The 25,145-nt window shown below is 64.7% G+C and carries 17 protein-coding genes; 5 read left to right on the plus strand and 12 right to left on the minus strand.

The annotated features are described in order from the left end of the window. Window positions 1-81 precede the first annotated feature (81 nt). The 4 genes from HLA95_RS24455 (at window position 82) to HLA95_RS24470 (ending at window position 7,404) form a co-directional block, all read left to right on the plus strand. Window positions 82-1,920 carry a type I restriction-modification system subunit M gene (locus HLA95_RS24455; protein WP_191057594.1) on the plus strand — a complete coding sequence of 613 codons (1,839 nt, stop codon included), beginning with the start codon at window positions 82-84 and terminating at the stop codon, window positions 1,918-1,920. A gap of 47 nt (window positions 1,921-1,967) precedes the next feature. After that, window positions 1,968-3,290 carry a restriction endonuclease subunit S gene (locus HLA95_RS24460; protein WP_191057592.1) on the plus strand — a complete coding sequence of 441 codons (1,323 nt, stop codon included), beginning with the start codon at window positions 1,968-1,970 and terminating at the stop codon, window positions 3,288-3,290. After that, window positions 3,287-6,394 (plus strand): type I restriction endonuclease subunit R, encoded by a 3,108-nt coding sequence (locus tag HLA95_RS24465; RefSeq protein ID WP_191057591.1) that lies wholly within the window; start codon window positions 3,287-3,289, stop codon window positions 6,392-6,394. The genes HLA95_RS24460 and HLA95_RS24465 overlap by 4 nt, the downstream gene beginning before the upstream one ends. Before the next feature lie 74 nt (window positions 6,395-6,468). Continuing rightward, window positions 6,469-7,404, plus strand: a complete 936-nt coding sequence (locus tag HLA95_RS24470) for a GIY-YIG nuclease family protein (RefSeq protein ID WP_191057590.1) — start codon at window positions 6,469-6,471, stop codon at window positions 7,402-7,404. Window positions 7,405-7,717: 313 nt separating this feature from the next. Here HLA95_RS24470 and HLA95_RS24475 read toward each other — a convergent pair whose 3' ends face one another. The 9 genes from HLA95_RS24475 to HLA95_RS24515 form a co-directional block, all read right to left on the minus strand. Further along, window positions 7,718-8,977, minus strand: a complete 1,260-nt coding sequence (locus HLA95_RS24475) for an MFS transporter (protein WP_191057589.1) — start codon at window positions 8,975-8,977, stop codon at window positions 7,718-7,720. Then, the gene (locus HLA95_RS24480) at window positions 8,974-10,221 is read right to left on the minus strand and encodes an NAD(P)/FAD-dependent oxidoreductase (RefSeq protein ID WP_191057588.1); all 1,248 of its coding nucleotides are present in this window, start codon (window positions 10,219-10,221) and stop codon (window positions 8,974-8,976) included. Before HLA95_RS24480 ends, HLA95_RS24475 begins: the two co-directional genes overlap by 4 nt. Window positions 10,222-10,226: 5 nt before the next feature. After that, window positions 10,227-11,513 carry a TRAP transporter large permease gene (locus tag HLA95_RS24485; RefSeq protein WP_191057587.1) on the minus strand — a complete coding sequence of 429 codons (1,287 nt, stop codon included), beginning with the start codon at window positions 11,511-11,513 and terminating at the stop codon, window positions 10,227-10,229. Next, window positions 11,510-12,031, minus strand: coding sequence for a TRAP transporter small permease (locus HLA95_RS24490; RefSeq protein WP_191057586.1), 522 nt, complete (start codon window positions 12,029-12,031; stop codon window positions 11,510-11,512). Before HLA95_RS24490 ends, HLA95_RS24485 begins: the two co-directional genes overlap by 4 nt. Window positions 12,032-12,107: 76 nt before the next feature. Next, complete coding sequence (dctP, locus tag HLA95_RS24495) at window positions 12,108-13,130, minus strand: TRAP transporter substrate-binding protein DctP (RefSeq protein WP_191057585.1); 1,023 nt, start codon at window positions 13,128-13,130, stop codon at window positions 12,108-12,110. A gap of 45 nt (window positions 13,131-13,175) precedes the next feature. Continuing rightward, window positions 13,176-14,846 (minus strand): hydantoinase B/oxoprolinase family protein, encoded by a 1,671-nt coding sequence (locus tag HLA95_RS24500; RefSeq protein WP_191057584.1) that lies wholly within the window; start codon window positions 14,844-14,846, stop codon window positions 13,176-13,178. 37 nt (window positions 14,847-14,883) lie between these two features. Further along, entirely contained in the window at window positions 14,884-16,944 is a 2,061-nt protein-coding gene (locus tag HLA95_RS24505) for a hydantoinase/oxoprolinase family protein (RefSeq protein WP_191057583.1), read from the minus strand. A 55-nt stretch (window positions 16,945-16,999) separates the two neighbouring features. Beyond that, on the minus strand, window positions 17,000-18,313 hold the full coding sequence (locus HLA95_RS24510) for an NAD(P)/FAD-dependent oxidoreductase (RefSeq protein WP_222184832.1): 1,314 nt from the start codon (window positions 18,311-18,313) through the stop codon (window positions 17,000-17,002). 91 nt (window positions 18,314-18,404) lie between these two features. Next, the gene (locus tag HLA95_RS24515; RefSeq protein WP_191057581.1) at window positions 18,405-19,733 is read right to left on the minus strand and encodes an ABC transporter substrate-binding protein; all 1,329 of its coding nucleotides are present in this window, start codon (window positions 19,731-19,733) and stop codon (window positions 18,405-18,407) included. Between the two features lie 447 nt (window positions 19,734-20,180). Between HLA95_RS24515 and HLA95_RS24520 the strand changes: the two genes are divergently transcribed. Beyond that, complete coding sequence (locus HLA95_RS24520) at window positions 20,181-21,104, plus strand: LysR family transcriptional regulator (protein WP_191057580.1); 924 nt, start codon at window positions 20,181-20,183, stop codon at window positions 21,102-21,104. Between the two features lie 610 nt (window positions 21,105-21,714). Here HLA95_RS24520 and HLA95_RS24525 read toward each other — a convergent pair. The 3 genes from HLA95_RS24525 to HLA95_RS24535 all read right to left on the minus strand — a co-directional run bounded on the left by HLA95_RS24525 (window position 21,715) and on the right by HLA95_RS24535 (window position 25,062). Beyond that, window positions 21,715-23,283: a YfjI family protein gene (locus tag HLA95_RS24525; RefSeq protein ID WP_222184834.1), complete on the minus strand. Its 1,569-nt coding sequence runs from the start codon at window positions 23,281-23,283 to the stop codon at window positions 21,715-21,717. After that, the gene (locus HLA95_RS24530; RefSeq protein WP_191057579.1) at window positions 23,280-24,227 is read right to left on the minus strand and encodes a toprim domain-containing protein; all 948 of its coding nucleotides are present in this window, start codon (window positions 24,225-24,227) and stop codon (window positions 23,280-23,282) included. Before HLA95_RS24530 ends, HLA95_RS24525 begins: the two co-directional genes overlap by 4 nt. 364 nt (window positions 24,228-24,591) lie before the next feature. Then, window positions 24,592-25,062 carry a hypothetical protein gene (locus tag HLA95_RS24535; RefSeq protein ID WP_191057578.1) on the minus strand — a complete coding sequence of 157 codons (471 nt, stop codon included), beginning with the start codon at window positions 25,060-25,062 and terminating at the stop codon, window positions 24,592-24,594. Between the last annotated feature and the right edge of the window lie 83 nt (window positions 25,063-25,145).

The raw sequence follows: 25,145 nt of genomic DNA on the forward strand, positions 1-25,145 counted from the left end.
TCTCTCGGGTCCACATCCCGAGCTTCCACCACAGCCGTTCTGGCTCAGCAACCCATTCTCAAACAGGCTCTGAGCACTCCCTTGAGCCAGTCTCAGTCCCTATCCGCCCTCATCTGGTCCGTCGCCGACCGGCTTCGCGGTGACTACAAGCCGTCCGAGTACGGCAAAGTCATCCTGCCCTTCACGGTGCTGCGCCGGCTGGACTGCGTCCTGGCACCTACCAAGGCCGCGGTTCTGGCCGAAAAGGCCGCACGGGAGGCCAGTGGCGTCAATCCCGAGCCTTTCCTGCTGCGCCGCACCGGCGTGCCCTTCGCCAATACCTCGTCGCTCGACCTGAAGACGTTGATGGGCGACCAGGACCACCTCGCCGCCAACCTCTCCAGCTACATTCAGGGCTTTTCGCCTGCCGTCCGTGACGTGTTCGACCGTTTTCGCTTCGCCGAGCAGACCGACCGGCTGCAGAAGGCCGGGCTGCTCTACCAGGTGACGGAGCGCTTCGTCGGCTTTGATCTCAGCCCCACCGCGGTCAGCAACCACGACATGGGCCTGGCCTTCGAGGAGCTGATCCGGAAGTTCGCCGAAGCCTCCAACGAAACCGCCGGCGAGCATTTCACCCCACGCGACGTCATCAAGCTGATGGTCAACCTGCTGTTCATCGAGGACAGCGACATCCTGACCCCAGGCACCCCTGCGGTCCGTACCATCTACGACCCTACCGCCGGCACCGGTGGCATGCTCTCGGTCGCCGGCGAGCACCTGCTGGAACACAACCCGGCCGCGCGACTGACCATGTTCGGCCAGGAGCTGAACGACGAGAGCTATGCGATCTGCAAAGCGGACATGCTCATCAAGGGCCAGGATGTCCGTAACATCGTCGCCGGCAACACGCTCTCGGACGATGGGCACGCCGGGCAAAAATTCGACTACATGCTCTCCAACCCGCCCTTCGGTGTGGAGTGGAAGAAGGTCGAGAAGGAAGTCCGACGGGAAGCCGAGCAGATGGGCCATGCGGGGCGCTTCGGGCCGGGCCTGCCGCGCATCTCGGACGGCTCCTTGCTGTTCCTGTTGCATCTGCTGTCCAAGATGCGGCCGGCAAAGGACGGCGGCAGTCGCATCGGCATCGTGCTGAACGGCTCCCCGCTGTTCACCGGCGGTGCCGGCTCAGGTGAGAGCGAGATCCGCCGCCATGTGCTGGAGAATGATCTGGTCGAGGCGATCATTGCCCTGCCGACCGACATGTTCTTCAACACCGGCATCGCGACCTACGTGTGGGTCCTGTCCAACCGCAAGCCAGCGCCGCGCAAGGGCCGCGTGCAACTGATCGATGCCTCGGGCCTCTGGCAGAAGATGCGCAAGAGCCTGGGCAGCAAGCGGCGCGAGATGAGCGACCAGGACGTTGCCTGGGTCACCCGCCTGTTCGGGGACTTTGAAGAGGCTCGACTCGCGACCATCACGACCGCGGAGGGCAAGACCAGCACGGTGGTGATGGCGGAGGGCAAGACCCCTCCAGCCGCGCCAGACGGTGGCCAGGTCAAGCTGGCACCACTCTCCCGCATCTTCCGCAACGAGGACTTCGGCTATCGCACCATCACGGTGGAGCGTCCGCTGCGGGATGAGAAGGGACGGGTCGTGCTTGGCCAGAAGGGCAAGGCCAAAGGCAGGCCGCAGCCGGACAGCGCGCTGCGCGACGCGGAGAACGTGCCGCTGACTGAGGACGTCGAGGCGTACTTCGCGCGGGAGGTGCTGCCGCATGCGCCGGATGCCTGGATCGACACGGAGAAGACCAAGACCGGCTACGAGATCCCGTTCAACCGGCATTTCTATGTGTTCGAGCCGCCCCGGCCACTGGCGGTGATCGACGTCGAACTGAAGCAGGTAACGGATCGAATTTTGAAGATGATCGGAGGGCTGGCGGCGTGACTTCAATTGGTCCGTACCCGGCTTACAAAGACAGCGGGATGGAATGGATGGGGCAGGTGCCTTCAGGTTGGGCAATCTTACCCCTTGGTCGGATCACGCGGTCCAAGTGCGACGGACCATTTGGTTCCGGATTGAAATCAGAGCACTACACGGACCAAGGTGTTCGTGTGGTCCGCTTGCAAAACATCCGCAGCGGCTACTTTGATGATGCAGATGCAGCTTTCATCAACGAAGAATACTACCGGACTTCGTTGGCAGGACATGACGTACAGGCCGGTGATCTCTTAATTGCAGGGCTTGGGGATGAGCGGAATACAGTCGGACGGTGCTGCGTTGCACCGCCGGAAGTTGAGCCAGCCATAGTAAAAGCTGACTGCTTTCGATTTCGGATCGACTTGCGGCGGGCGCTACCCAAGTTTGTAGCAGCGCAATTGACGGCTGGATCGGCATTTGACGCGGGTAGGATGTCTTCGGGTTCGACACGGTCGCGCATCCCCCTGTCCGTGATGGCTACGCGGCCCGTTGCCTTACCTCCACCCACTGAGCAGCGGGTAATCGTAGAGTTCCTCGTCCGCGAGACCAGCAAGATTGACGCGCTGGTGGCCGAGCAGGAGCGGCTGATGGCGCTGCTGAAGGAGAAGCAGGCGAGTATTCTCTACCAATCATTAACTGCTGGCATTGACGCGAATGTATCGGCAAGACCGTCGGACCTAACACATCCCGACAAAATACCTGCCCACTGGGAAGCTCTGCCCCTTACCCGCGTCGTGCGGCAGTTTGTAGACTATAGAGGTGCTACACCGACCAAAGTCGAGAGTGGCGTTCCGCTAGTCACAGCCACGCAGATCAAAGAGGGAAGGATTGACCACTCGCTGGATCCAGCCTTCATTACCGAAGTAGAATATGCTTCACGGATGACCCGCGGCTTTCCTGAAGTCGGTGACGTGCTGCTGACGACCGAAGCGCCTTTGGGAGAAGTAGCACAAATTGGGGATAGCTCCGTCGCTCCTGGGCAGCGGATGATCCTTATGAAGGTTGAGCCATCCAAGATCCGAAGTGAATATCTCTATCTACATTTTCGGTCATCGTTTGGACAAAAAGAACTCTGGACACGTGCGAGTGGATCAACTGCCAGCGGTATTCGAAGTGATAGACTTCGAGCGAGTGTAGTTCTTGTTCCTCCGCTGAAGGAGCAGGACAGGATTATTGAGTTTATTCGTGACGAGATGGCTCAGTTTCTAGGAGTGGATGCTGAAGTTCGCAAGCAGATAGCGATTCTTAAGGAACGCCGCGCCGCTCTCATCTTTGCTGCTGTCACCGGCAAGATTGACGTCCGCAAGCTAGCGCCTGTCGTCCAGGCTGCCGCATGAGTCTACACAAGGAGATCGCCTTTGAGGACGGCTTATGCGCCCATGTTGCCGCCCATGGCTGGCTCTACGATCCTGAAGCTGCCCGGCGCTACGACCGCTCCCGTGCCCTCTTCCCGGAAGACCTCCTTGCCTGGGTCCAGGCCACGCAGCCGGATGCCTGGGCCAGCCTGAGCAAGACCCATGGTCCAGCGGCCGGCAGCGTGCTGGCCGAGCGGCTGCGTAGTGCGCTCGACAAGCAAGGGGTGCTGGAAGTGCTGCGCGGCGGCCTGGACGTGATCGGGCTGAAGCAGCGCATCGTGCTGTGCCAGTTCCGCCCAGCGCTGGGTATGAACCCAACCCTGCAGGCACGTTACGACGCCAATCGGCTGCGCGTGGTGCGGCAGGTTCGCTATTCTCAGCACAGCGAGGCCTGCCTCGACATCGTGCTGTTCCTCAACGGGATCCCTGTGGCCACGGCGGAACTGAAGTCGGATTACACGCAGCGAGTGCAGGACGCGACCGACCAGTACCGCTACGACCGTCTGCCGCGGACGCCAGCTGGCAACCAGCCGGAACCGCTGCTGTCCTTCCCGGGTGGGGCGCTGGTGCATTTCGCGGCCAGCAACAGCGAGGTCCACATGACCACGCTGCTGGCCGGTACAGACACCGTCTTCCTACCGTTCAACCGAGGCCACGACTTCGGCGCCGGCAACCCGCCCAATCCGACCGGCGCCCCCACCGCGTACCTGTGGGAGGAGGTGTGGCAGCGTGACAGCTGGCTGGAGATCCTGGGCCGCTACGTCGTGCCGGTGAAGGACGACAAGAAGCGCCTCCGACGATGGGTCTTCCCGCGCTTCCACCAGTTGGACGCCACCCGCAAGCTGATCGCCCAGGTGCTGGCAGATGGGCCTGGCGGCCGGTACCTGATCGAGCACTCGGCCGGGTCGGGCAAGACCAACTCCATCGCCTGGACCGCGCACTTCCTCGCCGACCTGCATGACGCCGACCACAAGAAGCTGTTCGACACGGTGCTGGTGGTCTCCGACCGAACCGTGCTGGACAAGCAGTTGCAGGAAGCGATCGAAAGCTTTGAGCGGACGCCGGGCGTGGTGGAGGTGGTCACCGGCGAGGGTGCTGCAAAAAGCGCTCAGCTCGCGGCGGCCCTCTCGGCCGGCAAGAAGATCGTGGTCTGCACCATCCAAACCTTCCCCTTCGCGATGAATGAGGTGCAGCGGCTGTCCGCCAGCAAGGGCAAGCGCTTCGTGGTCATCGCGGACGAGGCGCATTCCTCGCAGACCGGCAAGGCAGCAGCCGAGCTGAAGATGGTGCTGACGGCCGAGGAGCAGGCAGCTCTGGAGGACGGCGGCGAGGTTGGGCTGGACGAGCTGCTGGCAGCGCAGATGGCGGCGCGGGCGGATCAGTACAGCGGCATCAGCTATGTCGCCTTCACCGCGACTCCCAAGGCCAAGACGCTGGAGATCTTCGGCCGCCGCCCTGACCCGAGCCTGCCGGCCAGCAAGGGCAACCTGCCGATGGCCTTCCACACCTACTCCATGCGCCAGGCGATCGAGGAAGGGTTCATCCTCGATGTGCTGAAGAACTACACCAGCTACAAGATGGCTTTCCGCCTGACCCATGGCGGAACGGAACTGAGCGAGGCGGAGGTCGAGGCCAGCGAGGCGAAGAAGCGCGTCATGGGCTGGGTACGCCTGCACCCGCACAACATCGCGGCCCGTGTCGAGATCGTGGTCGAGCATTTCCGCCAGAACGTGGCCCACCTGCTGGGCGGCAAGGTCAAGGCAATGGTGGTGACGGCCAGCCGTAAGGAGGCGGTGCGCTGGATGCGGGCGATGGAAGGCTACATCGCCCGCCGGGGGTACGGCATCGGGCTGCTGGTCGCCTTCTCCGGTGAAGTGACCGATGTAGAGACCGGCCCCGACCCATTCACCGAAAGCAGCATGAACCCTGGCCTGAAAGGCCGCGACATCCGCGAGGCCTTCAACACGTCGGAGTTCGCCATCCTGCTGGTCGCCAACAAGTTCCAGACCGGCTTCGACCAGCCATTGCTTTGCGCCATGTATGTGGACCGTAAGCTGGGTGGCATCCAGGCCGTGCAGACCTTGTCGCGCCTGAACCGGGCCTATCCGGGCAAGGACACCACCTATGTCGTGGATTTCGTGAACGAGCCCCAGAAGGTGCTGGAGGCCTTCCTGCAGTACCACAAGACCGCGGCGCTGGCGGATGTCAGCGATCCGAACGTGGTCCTGGACCTGCGGAACAAGTTGGACGCCGTCGGCTACTACGACAGCGTCGAGGTGGAGCGGGTGGCCAAGGTGGCGATCAACCCGAAAGCCACGCAGGCCGATCTCGACGCGGCGATCGGGCCGGTGAGCAGCCGGCTCCTTGTCCGATTCAAGCACGCTCAGCTCGTCATCCAAGGTGGCACGGATGGCAGCCGGGCGCGGCAGGCCGCTCAGGACGAGATGGCGGCGCTGATCCTGTTCAAGCGCGACCTCGGCAGCTACGTGCGGGTCTACGAGTTTCTTGGGCAGATGTTCGACTACGGGAACACGGACTTCGAGAAGCTGTACCTCTTCGCCAAGATGCTGCTGCCTCTGCTGGACTACGGGCGCGAGCGGGAGGGCGTGGACCTGTCGGCGCTGAAGCTGACGCACCACAAGATGCGCGACCTGGGGCAGCAGAAGCTGAATCTAAACGGTGCGAGCAGAGCGCCAGGCCTGACGCCCGTAAAGGAAGTCGGCGGCGGACAGGTGCAGGAAAAGCACAAGCAGCGGCTGAGCGAGATCATCGCGTCCCTGAACGACCTGTTCGAAGGGGAGCTGACGGACGGCGACAAGGTCGCCTTCTTCGAGGGCGTCCGGACCAAGCTGATGGAGAGTGCGACGCTTCAGGCTCAGGCGGCGGCGAACACGAAGGAGCAGTTCATGAACTCTCCCAGCCTGGGCGACGAGCTGATGAATGCCATCATCGACCTGATGGAGGCGCACCAGAGCATGAGCAAGCAGGCGCTGAACTCGGAGGCAGTCCGGGCGCGGATCCTGGCGGCGCAGTTGGGGCCGGGGGCGCTTTGGGAAGGACTGCGGGGAGCGACGCCGGCACCGTGACGAGTGGGAGCGGCGCGCCGTGAGGTTCCGGCCTTCGTTCCAAGGCCGTAGTTCCCAAATGGAGCCAATCGTGAATGAGTGACCCCTTCACCATCCGTGTCTTCGTCGCTGATGGCGATCCGGAGGGCGTGCGCCTGGTGGACAGGATGAACTGGACCGGGGTGGGCATCGTGTTCCCGCGCGAGCGGTGGCAGACAGCCCGCAGCCGCGCCGAACTCAGCCGCACCGGCGTCTACATCCTGGTTGGCTACAAGGAGGGCGACGAGGACCTGCCCACGCTCTACATCGGCGAGGGCGATGCAGTGCGCGACCGCATCGACAGCCACGCCCAGAACAAGGAGTTCTGGGAGCACGGCTATGCCTTCACCACCTCCAACAACGGGCTCAACAAGGCGCATGTCCGCTGGCTGGAGCGCGAGCTGATCCAGCAGGCCAAGAAGGCCGGGCGCAGCAAGCTCGACAATGGAACGGCACCGCCGGAGCCGCCGCTCAGCGAGGCGGAGCGCGCCGACAGCCGCGCCTTCCTGCGCGAGATCCTGCAGGTCCTGCCGGTCATGGGCTTGCGCGCCTTCGAAGAGCCGAAGCCCGTCGCCACCCCGCAGGTGCCGGCCAGTATCCAGCCCGCGGCAGGCTCGACCGCCCCCGCACCCGTCACCGGTTCACCCGGTAATGTCGTGGTGGTGGTCCCGGCCCAGGAAGAGGGCTTCAAGTCGGTCTTCCTCGGCCAGCACCGCTGGCGTGCCATCCGCATCTCCGGCGGCAAGCTGCAGCAGATCCGCTACCTCGCCACCTACCAGACCAAGCCGATCTCGGCAGTGACCCACTACGCACCGGTCGCGAAGATCGAGCCCTACGGGGAAAGCGGCAAGTACCAGCTGATCTTCTCCAGCGCCCCGGTGGAGATCACGCCCATTCCGTTCGCCGATGCGCCGGCCGGGCTGATGCAGGGGCCGCGCTACACGACGCTGGGCAAGCTCCGGTCTGCGAAGACGCTGATGGAGCTGTTCTGATCGAGGGGCACGTTCATCACGGCCGGAGGTGAGGGCGGTGCCTCCCAGGATTTGGGTGTGGGCGATACTAACCTGAGAGCGAGGAGCTTTTAGGGGATTGGAGGCTGGCAGAGGCTGGAATTAAACTGTTGATTGGCCCCGTCGTTGGTGACAGCGGCACATCTCTTCCGCCGAGGCCGAGGAGCAGTAGTAGTATAGCCAAGCCGGAGCAACTTCCGGCAGCGTGACCAAGTCAGGCAGCCTCTGGCATAGCTGGAGCGGTTCATGCCTTAATGCCGACCACTATGGCAAATAATGCCGGGCGGACACCCATTCACTTCAACTCAGGCTCAAGAGCATCTACCCCTATCCAGTACCAGATGGTGGCGACCAAGCCAGGGATGATCAGGAAGCCAAACGTGATGCCATAGCCTCGTGCCACCTGGAATCCGTTATCATCGGCCATCCAGAAGTCGATGAGCCAGCCGAAGGCAGTCTGGATCACGAAACTGCCGAGGATCACCAGTACGTTGATGCCGGTCTGAACACGACCTGCGAGATGGGAAGAGAAATTGGTCGTCAGGACGGCATAGGACAAGGACAACGGGTTCATGAGGAACCCGATCATCGTCCAAAGTGGCATGGCCATGGCCGTGTATCCGGCAGCCAGGACCGTCAGGACTGCCAGGTAGACGAACGCCAGGAGCCCCACTAGGCGAGCGAGCGAGAGACCGAGCCGACGGCCCGCTGCCGCCATCGGGCCACAGGCAATCGAGCCTGCCAGAAGCCCCAGAGCCATTACCGACATGTGCAACGCGACCGCCTGGCGCTCAAGACCGGCAACCTCGGCCAGCCAACGCGCCGTCCACAGGCTCTGCATGGCGAAGCCCGTTCCGCAGGTGAGAACGACCATCGGGACCACGCGCCAGAAGGAGGAACTGCGGTAGATCTCCTTCAACCCGCGCAACAACTCGGAAGGTGATTCCGGCGAACCCTGGTTCGGGTGCCGGTTCGGCATCAGCACGAAGATGGCTGCAGCACCGGCCAGGAAGCAAAGAGACAGCCCGAAGAACAGCGCCCGCCACCCGATGCGTGCACTGGCCCATTCTGCCGGACTGCCGGCCAGGACAGCGCCCACACCGCCAAAGGCCATGAGCAAACCATAAGCCATCGGCAGCTGCTGGGCGGGCAGCCACAGCGCCATGGTAGCGAAGCCCGCCATCAGACTCACCGCCACGCCGGCCCCCACCAGTGCCCGCCCGACCATCAGCATCTCGGTACTCATCGCCGTCGCGAACATGACAGCGCCGACCGCCGAGACCAGGAGGTTGCAGGCTTGGACCCTTCGCGCCCCGAACCGGTCGATCGCCATGCCCAGCGGGATCTGCATCACGCCGAAGGCAAGGAAATAGACCGAGGTGAGCAGGCCCAGCTCCGACGCGCTGAGGTCGAAATCCCGGATCAGATCCGGCGCCAGCGTCGCGTTCAGCGTACGCAGCAGGTAGGAGAGCATGTAGCCGAAGGCGAGCGGCAGGAAGATGCGGATCACCAAGAAGGCGTGGGACGGCCGGCTGATCGCCGGGTGACCGATCATGACCAGGCGCGATCGGCACGGAACGGCGCCAGATCCACCGATGGCGCCTCCCCCTGCAGGAGCTGGGTGAGGAGCTTGCCGGTGATAGCCGAAAGGGCCAGGCCCAGATGGCCATGGCCGAAGGCCAGGAACAGGCCAGGCCGGCCCGGCGCAGGCCCCAGGACCGGCAGGGAGTCCGGCATGGAGGGGCGGAAGCCCATCCAGGTGCTGGGATTTCGCTCGTCGATGCCGGGCAGGAGCCGCCGGACGCGGCGCAGCATCGCCTCGACGCGCCGCGGGTCCGGGGCACGCTCCAGTCCACCCATTTCCACCGTGCCAGCGATGCGCAGGCCGTGGCGCATCGGGGTCATGAAGAACCCGCCCTCGCCGGAGCTGACCGGCATTGGCAGGAGTTCTCCGGCACCCGGCAGCATGACGTGGTAGCCGCGTTCCGTGTCGAGCGGGAGGCGCAGGCCCACCGTGTCGAGCAACCGCTTCGACCACGCGCCGCAGGCGACGACCAGCGCGTCGCCCTGCGCGGCCGTGCCCTGACCCTGCGCCTGCCACTGTCCGTCGACCTGTCCGATCCGCTCTACCGCAAAGCGCAGGGTTCGGCCGCTCAGCTTGGCGAAAAGGTCGTGCAGCCGCTGGGTCAGCGTCAGGGGATCGATGACCTGATGCGGGTTGGGGCGCTGCACGCCGCCCGCTACCCGCGCCAGGGCCGGCACCAGCGCCGTGACCTCGGCCGGGCCCAACTCCACCGCCTCGCCGCCGAAGCGGCGGCGATAGGCGGCATCGCGACGCCCGTCCGCGAACGCCTGCTCGGTCTCGTACACGGTCAGCATGCCGGTCTTGCGGATCAGGTCGGCGGCGTTCGCTTCCGTGAGCAGCGGGGCGAATGCAGCCTGGGCCTGTGCCGTCAGGGAGGCCAAGTGCCGGGTGTTCTGTTCGAAGATCCGCTGCCGGCCCGCCCAGACGAACCGGACGAGCCAGGGTGCCAGTGCCGGCAGGTAGCTCCAACGGATGGCCAGCGGCCCTTCGGGATCGGCCAGATATCCCGGCACCTTGGTGACGATGCCGGGCGCGGCGATCGGCGCCACCACATCGCCGGCGATGATCCCGGCATTGCCGAAGGAGCAGCCACGGCCGGGCTCATCCCGATCGATCAGAGTGACCTCCAGGCCGGCGCGCCGCAGACACAGGGCGGTGCAGACGCCGACAATGCCGGCGCCCACCACGAGGACATGGCGAGGCAGATTGGTCACGCGGTTCACACCATGCTCGGCAGGAGGAGGACGATCTGCGGAAACAGCGTGAAGACCAGGACCGCGGCCAGCATCAGCAGCCAGAATGGCATCGTGGCTTTCGCGGCCTGCATCAGGCTGACCTCGCCGCGGGTGATCGCGACCAGCACGAACAGGTTCATGCCTACCGGCGGGGTGAGCATGCCGATCTCGATCAGGATGGTGACGATGACGCCCAGCCATACCGCGTCGAAGCCGACCCCGGTCATGACCGGGAAGACCACCGGCACGGTCATCAGCAGCAAGGAGATGCCGTCGAAGAAGCAGCCGAGGACGACATAGATGACGATCACCAACAGGAGGACGAGATAGGGCGAGACGTCCAGTTCGCTGATCAGTCCCATCACCTGGCTCGGCAGGCCGAGTACGCTCATGCTCTGGGCCAGGATCAGCGCGCCGATCATCACCACGCCCAGGGTGGCGAATACGACCATGCCGTCCCTGAACGCGATCACGAGCTTGCGCAGGGTGAGATCGCCCCAGGTGAAGCCGATCACGATCGAGGCGACCACGCCCAGGCCCGCCGCCTCCGTGGCCGTCGCGATGCCGAGATAGATCGTGCCGAGCACGGCGAAGACCAGGATCGCGACCGGCCAGATCTTCAGGAGGCCCAGAACGATCTGACCGATCGGCATCCTGGCCGGATCGACCGGAGCGATCGAGGGGTCACGCCTGGTGAGCAGACGGATCATCGCCATGAAGGCGCAAGCGATCAGCAGGCCTGGAATGACCCCGGCGGCGAACAGCTTGCCGATGGAAACGCCCTGGGTCGCGCCGTAGAGCAGCAGGGTCAGGCTCGGGGGGATGAGCAGGCCGAGCGTCCCGCCTGCGGCAAGCGTGCCAACCACCGTGCTGGGGCGGTAGCCGCGCCGCTTGAGCTCTGGATAGGCCACGGATCCGATCGCGGCGGCCGTCGAGGTGCTGGCGCCACTCACCGCGCCGAACAGGGTGCAGACGGCGATGTTGGTGTGGAGCAGCCCGCCCGGGACCCCGCGGAACAGCGGAGCAGCCGCCACATAGAGGCGCCGGCTGACCCCGCTGGCCAGCAGGATCTCACCCATGAAGATGAACATGGGCACGGCGCTCAGGATGAAGTCGTTGAACGTGTTCCAGACCGCCGTGATCGAGAGCGACATCGCGTCGCCGACCAGGAAATGCAGGATGGACAGGCCGATCAGGCCGAGGCCGATGCCCACGGGCAGGCCGATCAGGCCGGTCAGGGCTAGGCCGCAGACCAGGATCACCCAGATCATACGACCTCTCCCACCCGGCGTTCCTCGTCCGTGCCGAGCTGGATCGCGCGGCTGGCGAGGATCCATTTGCCGACGACGATCAGCGCGGTCAGGAAGGACGATATCGGCATGAGCGCCATCCACGGCGCTACGGGCAGGCGGGCCACGTCCGAGCGCGCGTCGATCAGCAGAGAGAAGCTGGTGAACTCGTAGCTCAGGTAGCCGAAGATCAGGAAGAACCCGATGCAGCCGAGATTGGACAGGGCATCGGCGATCGTGCGCGCCCGCTCCGACAGATGGTCGGCGATCAGGGTCACCCGGATGCTGAGATTCATCGCGAACGTGTAGGGGATGGTCAGGAAGACGCAGGCCGAGAACAGCAGCGCCACCAGTTCGTCGCTGAAGTGAAGTGGTGAAGCGAGCATATAGCGCATGAATACGGCGCTGAAGACGAGCAGCGACATGACGAGCCCGAGCATTGCCGAGACGAACAAGGCGATGCGGACCAGCCATGTCAGGCCTGCGGCAAGCTTGAGCATTGAAGTATCCTTCAGCGGGAACCGGGCGACGGATCGGCGGGAAGAGGCGATGGCCGCCTGCTTCCCGGCTGAACGGTCAGTCCTGCAGCGCCTGGAGCAGGGTCTCTCGGTTGGCCGCCATATCGCCGCCCTTCTGGGTGGCGTCCCGCTCCCAGACCGAGAGAGCCGCCTTGTAGAAGGCCTCGCGGTCCTCGGCCGGGAACGGCTCGAGCTGCGTGGCGCCGGCTGCGTTGAACTGGTCGCCTTGCGCCTTGTCGTAGTCGCCGCGCAGGAAGTTCTCGACGAGTTCCTTGGCCATCTTGTCCGATTCCTCGGTGATGATCGCCTGCACGTCGGGCGGAAGTTTATCCCATGCGGACTGGGAGACGATGAAGACGAGCGTCGCCGCGTAGTTGGCGATGTTGGACCAGTAAGGGGTGACCTCCTGCAACGACAGGGTGTTGGCCGGTCCGGGATAGTAGGTTGCGCAATCGACCACCCCGGTCTGCAGGGCCATGTACATGTCGTTCTGCGGGATGACGGTGGCGGAGACGCCTACTTCCGCGAAGGCATCCACCAGGAACGCGCCCCACACGCGCAGCTTCTTGGTACGCAGTTCCTCCAGCGTGTTGACCGGCGTCTTGCAGAAGACGTCCATGGTCCGATCGGGCGGCAGCAGGATGTTGAGGACCTTGATGCCGAACTTCTCGAATTCCTTCGCGTAGACCTGTTCCAGGGTCGGCCGGATCTTTGCGAAATCCTCCATCGTCTGAAGGACGCCTTCAGGCAGGGCGTAGGCCAGTTCCGGCGAGTCACGGGCCACGTAGTTGGTCGAGATCATGGTCGCCTGGATGACGTTGCCGGGCGGCAGGATCCGGAGCATGTCCGGGTCCTTGATGCCGAGCGACCCGCCCGGGAAGACCGTCATCTGGAACTGGTCGCCGGTGCGGGCATTGATCCGCTCAGCCAATGTGGTGACCGCCTGTGCTTCCTGGCGGGTCGGCACCCAGACCAGGTGCGTGCGCCACTCGATGTCCGCCGCGGCGACCGGGGCAACATCGCCCATGGCGGCCAGCGTACCGAGGGCGCCGAGCAAGGCGGCACCCAACCTGTTCATCATTCTCATGCTTCCCTCCTCCCTGAAGAAACTGTTCCCGGCACTGCCTCAGGCCACCGTGCGGGTGACCTTGCCGTCCTCGATATCGGCCTGGAGACGCTCAGGATGGCGTGCAGCCGGATCGCCATAACCACCTCCGCCGGCAGTCCGGATATGCAGCCGGTCACCAGCCATGAGGCGCGCCACCTGCTTGGACGGGATGACCTGGATCTCCCCGTCCTTGCGCAGAATCTCGGCAGTGGCGGGCTGCCCGGCCTCTCCGCCGGCCGCTCCGGCCGCCGGACAGAAATGGCGCTCGCCGCGATAGGTGATGGTCACCTCGCCGTCGAGGATCTCGTATTCCAGGGCAGCTCCCAGGCCGCCGCGCCATTGGCCGGCCCCACCCGAATCCGGCATGAACGAGGCGCGGTGCACACGGATGGGCGATTCCAGCTCGAGGGCCTCCGCCGGAATGTTCATACAGTTGGTGACGTCAGTCTCGATGACGTCGACCCCGTCGCCGCGAGCACTGGCGCCGTTGCCGCCGATCAGGATCTGCGAGGTGACGAAGCGCTGGCCCTGGCTGGTCTTGCCGCCGAAATGGAGGATGACCTCCTCGTTCGCGGTATCGGCCGGCACCCTGGTCGGCGCCGCTTGGCGCAGGGCGCCGAGCAGCGCGCTGGTGACCCGCTTGATGGTCGCTGCACGGCAGCCGACGGGTGCCGGCTCCTGCGGATTGACGATGCTGCCTACGGGCAGGTTCAGCTTGAGCGGCCGGAAGCAGCCACCATTGTTCGGGATGGTCTGGGTCGGATCGGTCACGGCGCGCAGGGCGAAGCTGGCCGCGGCGAGCGAGCCGGATGGCATGCAGTTGAAGGGTCCGCGCACCTGGGGGCTGGTGCCTGTGAAGTCCACCTCCATCGTATTGTCGGTGATGGTGACCTTCACCTTGATCGGGATGCGGCGGTCGACGTCCACCCCATCATTGTCGAGCCAGTCCTCATAGCTGTAGGTGCCGTGCGGAAGCTGCTTCAGCGCCTCCACCGTCATGCGCTCGGACCGGTCCAGGAGCTCGTTGAACACACGGGTCACGAACTCGCCGCCATAGACCTGCGCCAGCTCAGTCAGGCGCCTGGCACCGATCGAGCAAGCCGAGATCTCCGCCATCAGGTCGCCGGTCACGATGTCGGGGATCCGCACGTTCTGCCGCAGGATCGCCATGAAGGTCTCGTTGATCGGCCCATAGCCCTCGCGGAGCTTGATGAGCGGCAGCCGCAGGCCTTCCTGGAAGATGTCGGTGGCGTTGGTGGGCGTGGAGCCCGGCGCCATGCCGCCCAGATCCTGGTGATGCGTCATCGCGGTGCAGATGGCGATCGGCCGGCCCTCGTAGAACACCGGCATCATGATCGCGATGTCGGGGATGTGGGTCCCCCCGAGATAGGGGTCGTTCATCACATAGACGTCGCCCTCCTGCATCGCCGAGATCGGCTGCTTTTCCAGCAGGTGCCGCACCATCGGGATGAGTGCGCTCAGATGGATCGGGATGGCGAGCGCCTGGGCCAGCGTCTCGCCCTCGATGGTGAACATGCTGGCCGACGCATCGAGCCCTTCCTTGACGATCGCGGAGAAGGCACTGCGCACCAGGGTCAACTGCATCTCGTTGGCGATGCCGTCGAGCTTGTTGCGGATCACCTCGATCGCGACCGGATCAATCTTTTCTGCCTGCACGGCCATGGTCATCGTTTCGTTCCTGCTGCTCGATTCGTCGTTCTGGCGGTCAGTGGCTGGCGCCGGTCGCGGTGAGGACGAGGTTGCCGTCCGCCGCCACCTCGCCAGACCAGCCAGGCTCCACGACCGTGGTAGTGTCCGCCTGCTCGACGATCGCCGGGCCGCTGAAGGTCATGCCGACCGGCATCCGGGTCCGTTCGTAGATCTTGGCCTCCACCCCCTGCGGTGCGGCGGCCACCCTGATCGTCCTGCTGCCCTTCAAGGCCCGGCCGGGCTCGGGGTGATAAGCTCCCTCGCCCAGGCTGTCCGAGCCACGGGCTGAGTGGATCGTCCGCAGGTTCACGAGGTTGGCCGGAGCTTGGTAGGCATAGCCGTAGACCCGATCGTGGGCGACCAGGAAGCCCTGATAGAGCGCGTCCAGGACATCGCCCGCCTCGAAGTCGAGAGGCACTTCCAGATAGTAGGACTGGCCCTGATAGCACATGTCCGCGGCATAGGTGATCCGCACGGATGCCGGATCGACATTCTCGTGCGACATCAGCTCGCCACAGCGCCGGTCGAGGTCGGCCAGGGCATCCTTGAGCTCGCTTAGGCTGACCTCGCCGAGCTTGCGCGGAAAGGCTGCGGCGACCTCATGCTCGATTGGTGCCGCGAGCAGCCCCGCAGCGGCCAGCACACCCGGGCGGCGCGGGATGACGACCCGCTGGATCTTCAGTTCCTCCGCCAGTGCCGTGGCGTGGACCGGGCCGGCACCGCCCAATGCTACCAAGCTGAACAGGCGAGGGTCCAGGCCCTGGCGGATCGAGACCAGCCGGATGCCTTCCACCATCTGTGCATTGACCACACGGTGAATGCCCAGCGCCGCTTCTTCCAACCCCATCTTCAGAGGCCCGGCGATCTTCTCGAGGATCGCGGCCTTCGACTTCTCCACGTCCAGCGAGACGGTGCCGGCCGCGAAATAGTTGGGGTTGAGGTAGCCCAGCACGAGCGACGCGTCGGTGACGGTCGGATCCTCACCGCCTTTGCCGTAGGCAGCCGGCCCGGGATCGGAGCCGGCCGATTCGGGGCCAACCCTGAGACCGCCGCCCGCATCGATCCAGGCGATGCTGCCGCCGCCCGAGCCGATCGCGTTCACGTCGACCATCGGCACCCGGATGGTGAATCCGTCGATGCGGCCTTCTGGCCGGATCACGGGCTTGCCGTCGCTCACCAGGGCGATGTCGCAGCTGGTGCCGCCGATATCGACGGTGATCACGTCCTTCGCCCCGGTCATCCCGCCGACGATGGTCCCGCCGATCGCACCAGCAGCCGGCCCGGACATGAACAGGCGCACCGGCCGCTTGCGGGCAACGGCAGAGACCGACAGCCCGCCACGCGACTGCATGACCTGCAGGGGCGAGGCGATGCCCGCCTTGTCCAGCCCGTCCTCGATCTGCGCCATGTATCGGTCGATCACCGGCTTCATGTAGGCGTCGAAGGCGGTCACCACGGTACGTTCGTATTCCCGGAAGGCCGGGTCGACCTCGCTGGAGATCGAGATCAGCACATCAGGGAACTCCTCGGCGATGATCTCGCGGGTGCGCTGCTCATGTGCCGGGTTCTGGAAGGAGAAGAGATAGCAGACCGCGATCGCCTGGCAGCCGTCGGCCACCAGCTCCCGGGCCGCCTGACGTACGGCGCCCTCGTCCAGAGGGGTGACCACCTCGCCCTGCGCGCTGATCCGCTCAGCGATCTCCTTGCGATACTTGCCCCGCGCCAGGAAGCCCGGAGTCTCCGGGTCCAGGATGATCCCGTACAGCGTCTGGCGGAGCTGCCGGCCGATCTCCAGCACGTCCTTGAATCCGGCGGTGGTCAGGAGACCCAGCCGTGCACCCTTGCGCTCCAGCACCGCGTTGGTCGCGATAGTGGTGCCGTGCAGGAAATGGCCGACATCGGACGGCGAGATGTTCCAGTTCTCGACCATGTAGCGCACGGCGTTCATCACCGCGGCACTCGGATCCTTGCGCGTGCTCATGATCTTGGTGGTGAGCATCGGCTCGCCCATCCGGCGGCACACCACGTCGGTGAAGGTGCCGCCGATGTCGATACCGATGTCGAGAAGCTGGGTCATTGGCATTGCCTGTTATCGGATGTCGATTCAAGTGGTTGGGGCAGGCGAATCTCGATCATGCGCGCGCGAACTCGCGCTGATCGAGGTGGCCGTAGAGCCAGGTCATCAGCTGCATGACCGGGATGCGCAGCCGCCGGGCCGGCCAGGACAGGAAGCTTCGCTCGTCCATGACACCGGCATCGATCGGCTGATCCAGCGCCAGCTTGGCGGCGAAGAGGCCAAGAAGCTGGGCCAGAGCCACGCCGCGGCCGGAATAGCCCATGGCGTAGGAGACGCGCCGGCCAATGCGGCCGACATGAGGAAAGCCATCTCGGCTGATCCCGACCAGACCCGACCAACGATAGGCGATCGGCGCGCCTGCAGCTTGCGGGAAGGTGCATGTCAGCGCCCGTTCCAGAGGCAGATAGCTGTCGGGTTCGTGGGCCCGCCGCCCGGTGATGTCGGCACGGCCAGCGAAGAGCAGCCGGTCGCCCGGCAGCATACGGAAGGCGTGCAGGAGACGCCGCGTGTCCGAAGCCACCTGCCCGTCCGGCAGGATGGTGCGGGCGACACTGGCGCTCAGAGGCTCGGTGACGACCATTGAGGCTGAGATCGGCACCAGCCGCTGGGTCAGATCGGGTTCGACTAGAGCCGGTGGCGTGTAGGCGTTGGTCGCCAGGATGACATGCCGGGCCCGGACGAGGCCGTTGCGCGTGGTGAGGAAAACGGCATCGTCCGTCTCTTCGAGCGTCATCACCCGGGAGCGGGTAAACATTCGCACGCCCCGATCGAGCAGGCCATGCGCCAGCGCCCGGCAATAATCCACCGGCTGCAATCCGCCGCCGCGTGGATCGAACCAAGCGCCGGCATACCCACTGGTTCCACCGACTCGGGCGAACTGCTCGGCGTCTAGCAGGGTGGGCGCATCATCGCCGACCTCCGACGCCAGCCACTTTGCATCGCCCTGCAGCTCCTTGAGCGGAGCACGATGATGGGCGGGGATCAGCTGGCCCCGCTGGTCGAAACAATCGCTCGCGCCGTAACGCTCGAGCAGTTCGTGCAGACGGGCATGGGCGTGACACATGAGCGCGTGCAGCCGGCGAGCCTGATCCGGCCCATAGGTGCGGGCGAGTGCTGCCCAACCGAGCTTGTAGCGGGTGCCGACCATGCCGGCGGTCCGGCCGCTGGCACCTTCCGCCACGTCGCCTGCCTCCAGGACCGCGATTTCCCGATCTGCACTGATCAGGTGATCGGCCGCGGACAGGCCGGTGAATCCAGCCCCGATGATGGCAACGTCGCACGTAATGTCGCCGGACAAGTGGACCGCCGAAACCGGTGAGCGCCGCGCACTGACGTTCCAGTAGGGGAGGCCGGTGGGGGGGCGCAGCATGGCGGAACTCATGCGCTGCACCACGCTGCGCAGGGCATGGCAGCGACCGATGCAGCCAGGGAGGAGGGCCAGGAGCACCGCTTGGCCATGTTCATCGGAACCAGCTGGGCAGCTCGAAGCTGCCCTCTGCATGAGGCACGGGGAAGACCAGCTGCTTCTCGCCGTTGGCCGCCTTGATTTGGTAAGTCTGGCAGAGTGGTCTGGGCGAGTGATCTGTTGCCGTCGGCAGGCAGGGGACCATCGACCGCGACATCGGGTGATAGCGCATGGTCCCGTTCATGCTGCGATAGGCAAAGCTCTTCAGGTTCACGGCAATCTTGCGGTTCTGCGTGAAGTTGTGAGGCTCACCAGTGCCGCCGGCGAGCGCCGCTGCGATCGCATAGTGATACATCTCGCTATAGGTGAAGGAGGCCGGGTCGTGGCTGGCATGCGGCCCCATCCGGTCGCGCAGCCGCTGGGCGAACGTATTGTCCGTCGCCTCCGGCGGGACGCCGATCATGGTCGAGCACAGCACGCCAACGCCGGCTTGCCGGGTGATGTCGGCATAGGGCTGCAACAGGGCGCCGTGCTGGATGTAGATCAGGCTGTTGCTCGGCTTCTCGACGAACTGGCGCTGGAAATGGGCGAGATCGTGGGCGAAGAAATGAGTATTGGCGATGACTGCCGGCTCGATCGGGCGGATCCTGTCGAGCACCGGTTGCCACTCGACAGTCGGTACCGGAACGACTTCCTCGAACGCGATCTCGAATCCGTACTTCGGCGCCTGCTCCTTGATCTGCTGGGCCACCATCCTGCTGTAGGGAATCGAGCCGATGACCAGGGCGATCTTGTTGTTGGCCGGCTTCCAGCGGCCCGTCGCGCGAAACTGGTCGAGCATGAGGGGCAGGTTGGCGTCGTACCAGAGCCCGGCTTCATGGACCATGAAGCAGCCGAAATAGCGCTCCGGATCACTCGGCACGGGGTGCTGGCTCGACGCAGCGGCATTGACCCGCACGTAGATGATGCCGGCGTCGGCTGCCGCCTCATACACCAGGGCATTGGAGCGGTGGTCGCAGCAGATCAGCGCGTGGACACCGTCGCGCTCGATCAACTGGACGGCGGCGGAGGCCACCTCATCGTCGTTCATAGCGCGGGTGTCGACGAAGACCGATTGGAGCGGCCGGCCGAGAACACCGCCGACCGCGTTGATCTCGTCGACCGCCATCTCCAGCCCATGCCGGCCGCCGATGTCCTCAGCCGTGGCGCCGGCGCCCAGCGGGAGCATCGAGCCGATCCTGATGAACTCGCCTTCGGCCCCGGTGCCTTGGTTCAGGTCGGCGAGAAGCTGTGCACCCAGCACCATTTCACCCGCAGCGAACTCCGTGCGGCCGCCCTTCGGTCCGTGCCATCGGCAACTGTTGGTTGTGGAACCGAGCTTCATCGCGTCGTCCCGCCCTTCATTGCCATCAGTCGATGCCGGCTTCCTACGCATCACGACCGCTGTTCACCGATCCGCTCGGCGGAACTGTCCGCTGCCGCTTGACCGCCAGCCATTGCGGCAAGCCCTTCTCCCCATGCCTTGTTATTGGTTCCTGCTGCGCAGGTGCCAGCGACAGCTGCTCGCCTGGCAGATCCAGCCTGCCGAGTGCCAGTCGCCGCGCCGGAACAAACGATAGAGATTCTGCTCAGAACCTGACGATTAGCATTTGATGCGATCAGAACTAGCCGGCATGCATAAGTCCCTGCGGCACCGAAGGATCTGCAGGGGGGCCGGCATGCGATGATGGGTGGATTATACACTTCGCCAAGCTGCAATAGAGGCGCATGCCCGGGCAAATGGCAGGAGTTCGACCCTATCCTGACCCTCAGCAACAGGGAGGAGGACGTCTTGGAGATCGGGCAACTCGTTACACTGGTACACGTCGCCGAACTCGGCAGTCTCAACAAGGCATCGGAACGGCTCCACATCGTGCAGCCGGCACTCAGTCGTCAGATTCGTCTGCTCGAACAGGAACTGGGCGTCCAGCTGTTCGAGCGGCATGGCCGCGGGATGGTGCCCACCGGCGCCGGCACGCAGGTAGTGGCACGGGCGGTCCGGATCATGCAGGAGATCGGCCAGATCCGGGCCGACATGGCTCGTGAGCAGGCGGCATTGTCCGGTGAGGTGGTGATCGGCCTGTCGCCCAACGTTGCCGAATTGTTGATCGTGCCCTTGGCACGCAGGCTCGCCAGCCAGCATCCCTCAGTGAAGCTGAAGTTCGCGACCGCCTATGCCGGCTCGATTCAGGAGTGGTTGCAGAGCGGGGACGTGGATCTCGGGGTGATCTACGAACAGAACAAGGTCACGACGATCAAGACCCAGCCCCTGCTGAGGGAACCCGTTGCCGTCGTCGTATCGCCGCTGCTCCTCCCTCCCGGGACCTGTTCGATCAGCTTCCGGGATCTTCCCAATTGGCCACTCATCCTGCCGAGCCAGCGCCATAGCTTACGCGGCATCATTGAGCGTGCGGCCTCGGAACATGGCGTAGAGTTGCAGACCCGCTACGAGGTGGACGACTTCAATACGGTACGTGATCTTGTCTCGGCCGGCCTGGGCGTCGCGCTAATACCGGCTGCAGGCTTCGACCTGGAGGCAGGAAAGTTGATCGCCCTGCCACTACGCGATCCGACCATCATCCGCCCGGTGGCGCTCGCCAGCTCGATCATGCGCCCGCTGACCGCCGCCGGAACCGTCGTCGCTCAAGCAGTCGTCGACGAGGTCCGGACACTCGTGGCAGACGGTGTGTGGACAGCGGAGTTAGTGCCGGTGTGATCTGCGGCCGTGATGGGAGAGCACATCGATCACCATCAACACGCGCAGAGCGCGGAAGTTTCATTGTCCATGAGTCTGCATATGGGACTCTTGCGCCGATTCACGGATTTTGAGTCTTGAAGGAGCCAATTCGGTCCGTAGTGTTAGCTGCCTGAGAATTTGCATCCCCCTGGTGTCCGTTGCCTCGTAGAGTGGCCTCGCGTCATATTACGCTCCATCAGGTTCAGTTCACCACGCAGGACCACCTCGGCAGGATTGCCGAGCAGGCGTGTTGGCCAGCCGGCGCCTTTCCGTTCTATCGATAAGGTACACGACCAGCCGAATCGTGCTGGATCAGGTAGCCGGCCGCTGATGACGACCAGCAGACCGCATGTCCAGAATTGCACGCGTCAGCCTGAGGCTCACGCCTGATGGGATCGGGAGCCGATGTCACAGGCGGGCTGCAGTGGATCCGCCGCCGGATGGCCAAGATTGGCAGATTCAGCAGGAGCACCGCAGGCACCAGATCGCAGAATTTTCTCTTGTGCTCCTGGAGAAGTGGACTGACGAAACTGACACAAAGGGGTTCTGTCAGGTTTGTCAGTCCACTTCTCCAGGTTGTGCAGATTCTTCAGGTGACGGGTGAGGGTACTGGCTTACCCTCTTTTGAGATCAGCTTGGGATTAATCCGAAATACGATCTTGGGGCGACCACTGGATTCCTGCTTCTTCGGCTGGAGCCAATCCAGGTCTTCCAGGACCTCGATCGCGGCAGCGACGGTCTCACGGTGACTCAGTCCCGCCCACTGCGGACGGTAGGCATCACGGAGGGTGAAACCATCGGCAAGCCTGCCCTCAAGGATCTTCTGCCCAAGGACCCGGGCGGCCGTCAGGTCACTTCGCAGCACATTGTCGTAGAGGCGCAGTGCATGGCTCTCAAGGTAGGCCGCCCACTTGAGCGCTCGCTCCAGCGCCACATGCCCGACAGCGCCGATGCCGCCGTCCGCCAAGTGGATGATCAGCGCCAACGACGGCACCAGCGAACGGTACTTGGCCAGATGAGCCTCAAGCGCCGGGTGCAGGCTGCCGGATCGCAGCACTTCTTCCAGTCCGACGCGCCAGGCGGAAAAGGCCTCCTGAGCGTCCTGCTCGAAGCGCAGGTACCAGGGTCCAGAAGCATCGTCACAAGTGGCACCGATCGCCACCGGATCGATCGCATCCAGCCGCTCGAACGCGGCATAGGCCTCGCTGCGGGCTGCCCCATCACGCCAGCGATCAACATCTCGCCAGTTCCGCGGAGGGTCCGGCCAGACCAGCATCTGGAAGCGCTGCAGCAGCCCGTCATCGGCAACACCACCCTGAACGGTGGCTTCCAGGTACTGGGCCAGCGGCCCAGGCTGGATGCCGCCGAGCAGGGACAGGCAGACATTCTCGATGTCGATGGTGCCGCGGCCGATACGGTCATAGGTGAAGCGTCCGGAACCGTTCCACGCTTCGAGGTAGAAGGCGCGGTCCTGTTCCCGACCGTCACGCTCAAGCCCGGTCAGCCAACCCATAAGTTCATCTCGATTGACCAGGATGCCGCGAGGATTCTCATTCAGGAGCTCGCCCAGCTTTTCCACCGTCGCATCATTGGTCACGTACCGGCGACGGCAGGGCGGGGTCTCGGCCTTGAGCACGTCCGAGAATTCAGCAGCAACAGTCTCTGCGTTAGCTCCCTCCTTCAGGCGCTTTTTGATGCGGCCTTCGGCGATTCCCCAGGCCGCCTTGTCCACCACGCTCTTTGCCTTGAAATCCTCCAACTCCTTCTCGTGCTTCTCCTTCGCCTTGATCTCCAGCGTGATCAGCGGGCGTGTGGCTTCCTGAAGAGTCGGCGTCTTGAGCATCCCCGGCCGGCCGACCACCGCGCCCCACAGGTTCGGCACGACCGTCCAGTCGTCCTGGCGCTTCGGGCGGATCGCGATCTGCCGGCCAACCAAGGCGGCGAGTGCCACCATTGCGCCGATGGCCGCATAGTCCGGCGGGCACTGCAACCGCTCAGAGATGTCACTGATCCACGGTGCCAGCGACCGCGGCAGAAGCTCGATCGCAAACGGCTCTACCGGCGGCATGCCGTCCGGCAGTGGCTGAGGATCCGGCCAATTAGCTTCCTTCCCCGGCCGTGCCTTGTTGATGGTCTCGTTCAGCGTCTCGATGCTCACTGGCGAGTCTCCACCAGCAGTGAGGCGGGATCCGCGCCATCCGGAAGATCCGCGATCCAGACCTCGTACCCACGTTCCTCCAGCCTCTTGGCGGCAAGGGCAGCGGCCTTCCTTCCAGCGTCGTCACCGTCCAGGCAGAGCGTGATCGGTGCACGGGGCGGCAGCTGGACAGTCGCAGCATTGGCGGCTCCCAGCACGGCAACGACACTCACGTCCGGGCAGGCGGCAGCCACGGCCAAGCCGTCTTCGATACCTTCCACCACCACGATGCGCTGGCCATCCAACCACGGCCGAAGGATCACGGCAGCACCCGGCAGGCAGCCGCTCGTGATCCGTGCCGGCCTCGTCCACGCCTTGCGCCCCGGCGCCGCCAACGGCGTTATCTGGACGGCCGCGATCTGGTGGCCGCGGTAGCGGCAGGCTCCGGCCACCAAGGCGGGCCATTTCCTGCCGCTGGACGAATGGTGGAACCCCTGGCGCAGCGAGGGCGGCCAGGGCGGCCGAAAGCCGCGGGACTGAAGGTATCGGTCCGCCAGCGCCCCGGGCAGGATCGGGCGGGCACGGTCCCAGACAGATGCCGCCTCGACCTCACGCCGGAGGTTCTCGGCTTCCTCCCGTGCCTCACGCTCACGGCGGCGGCGATCGAGCTCCTGGCGGTCGCAGGTGACCAAGCGATCCGGCCAAAGGCCCTTGGCCGCGAGAGCAGTCCGGACCTGCTCAAAGGTACACCCGGACCAGCACTTGAGGACCGGGCGGCCATTGTCGCCGTCGGCAACAGACAGCGACGGAGTACGATCCTTGTGCGCGGGACAGCAGCAGATCCACCCACGGCCAGTCCTGTGGCCACTGAAGGCATGCGCGATGTCCTCGGCCGTGATATGCGGCGTGCGACGTTCGTTCGGAGGCAGGCTGTGGCGGCCTGCCTCCTTCTTCATGGTGATCATGACGTTCGTTCCGGCCGCCCGCGGCGGCAGCTATGGAGGGGCGGGGGCAGCTGGCGTCAGCCCGCGGGGCGACTCGTCCTCGCAGCCTTCCAGGCATCGAGGTCGCTCTGCCGGACGCCCAGGCGGCGCTCGGAGATCCGGACAATGGGCAGTGAGTGGCGGACGTGACGCTGAAAGGTCGACTTGCAGACGCCGAGGTCGCGGCGCACGTAGTCTAAGCTCCGCAGCGGATCAGGCGCGGCCAGGACAAGATCTGCGAAATGCTTGGCAGACATTGGGCATCTCCGGTGCTGGGTGCCCAGAGGAGCACCCGGTACGAGGGGTGCCCCTTAAGGTTCACACATTCTCCGTGGACGCCATGTATTTAAATCGCCGATTTTTCTACATTGCCGGCGTCATCTCCTAACGACCGGCGGAAATCCTCGACCGCCCTGGCAACCTGATCGTTCCATGCAGCCATAGCCTCGCGACCTCGGGTTGCCCCATCGATCGCCCGCTCGATCGATGCGCTCTCCTCGCTGTACTTGCGGTCAAGGCGCCGCGCCTTGGAGAGGGTCGTGCCGCCGCCTGCAGCGGCCTCGGCGAACCGGCCGGCTGCGGTGAAGATCTTCGTCCCGCTTAGGACCGCTTCGGCCATTTGGTAAAGCAGCGGCAGATCGGCAGCGTCGGTACTGGGTCGGCCGCGCTTCGGCTTCTTGGCGAGATAGTCAACCACAGCGCCGCCGCGGAGCTGCTGTGCGGCGGCGAGAAACCGGGGGTTCATCGTCTGGCGGTAGAGCGTCAGCAACCTCAGCTTTTCGCGGGCCTCGGTCGTGTCGGAGCTTTCGCCATTCATTGGCTACTCCTCAGAGCCTGTTTGAGAATGGGTTGCTGAGCCAGAACGGCTGTGGTGGAAGCTCGGGATGTGGACCCGAGAGA

The sequence above is a fragment of the Geminicoccus harenae genome, from assembly GCF_019800005.1.
GTDB lineage: Bacteria > Pseudomonadota > Alphaproteobacteria > Geminicoccales > Geminicoccaceae > Geminicoccus > Geminicoccus harenae.

Coding starts and splice junctions, on each gene's coding strand:
- HLA95_RS24510 (WP_222184832.1), bottom strand. CDS start 18,313: ATGCTGCGCCCCCCCACCGGCCTCCCCTACTGGAACGTCAGTGCGCGG.
- HLA95_RS24490 (WP_191057586.1), bottom strand. CDS start 12,031: ATGCTCAAGCTTGCCGCAGGCCTGACATGGCTGGTCCGCATCGCCTTG.
- HLA95_RS24505 (WP_191057583.1), bottom strand. CDS start 16,944: ATGACCCAGCTTCTCGACATCGGTATCGACATCGGCGGCACCTTCACC.
- HLA95_RS24535 (WP_191057578.1), bottom strand. CDS start 25,062: ATGAATGGCGAAAGCTCCGACACGACCGAGGCCCGCGAAAAGCTGAGG.
- HLA95_RS24530 (WP_191057579.1), bottom strand. CDS start 24,227: ATGATCACCATGAAGAAGGAGGCAGGCCGCCACAGCCTGCCTCCGAAC.
- HLA95_RS24465 (WP_191057591.1), top strand. CDS start 3,287: ATGAGTCTACACAAGGAGATCGCCTTTGAGGACGGCTTATGCGCCCAT.
- HLA95_RS24515 (WP_191057581.1), bottom strand. CDS start 19,733: ATGAAGCTCGGTTCCACAACCAACAGTTGCCGATGGCACGGACCGAAG.
- HLA95_RS24475 (WP_191057589.1), bottom strand. CDS start 8,977: ATGATCGGTCACCCGGCGATCAGCCGGCCGTCCCACGCCTTCTTGGTG.
- HLA95_RS24485 (WP_191057587.1), bottom strand. CDS start 11,513: ATGATCTGGGTGATCCTGGTCTGCGGCCTAGCCCTGACCGGCCTGATC.
- HLA95_RS24460 (WP_191057592.1), top strand. CDS start 1,968: ATGGGGCAGGTGCCTTCAGGTTGGGCAATCTTACCCCTTGGTCGGATC.
- HLA95_RS24500 (WP_191057584.1), bottom strand. CDS start 14,846: ATGACCATGGCCGTGCAGGCAGAAAAGATTGATCCGGTCGCGATCGAG.
- HLA95_RS24470 (WP_191057590.1), top strand. CDS start 6,469: ATGAGTGACCCCTTCACCATCCGTGTCTTCGTCGCTGATGGCGATCCG.
- dctP (WP_191057585.1), bottom strand. CDS start 13,130: ATGATGAACAGGTTGGGTGCCGCCTTGCTCGGCGCCCTCGGTACGCTG.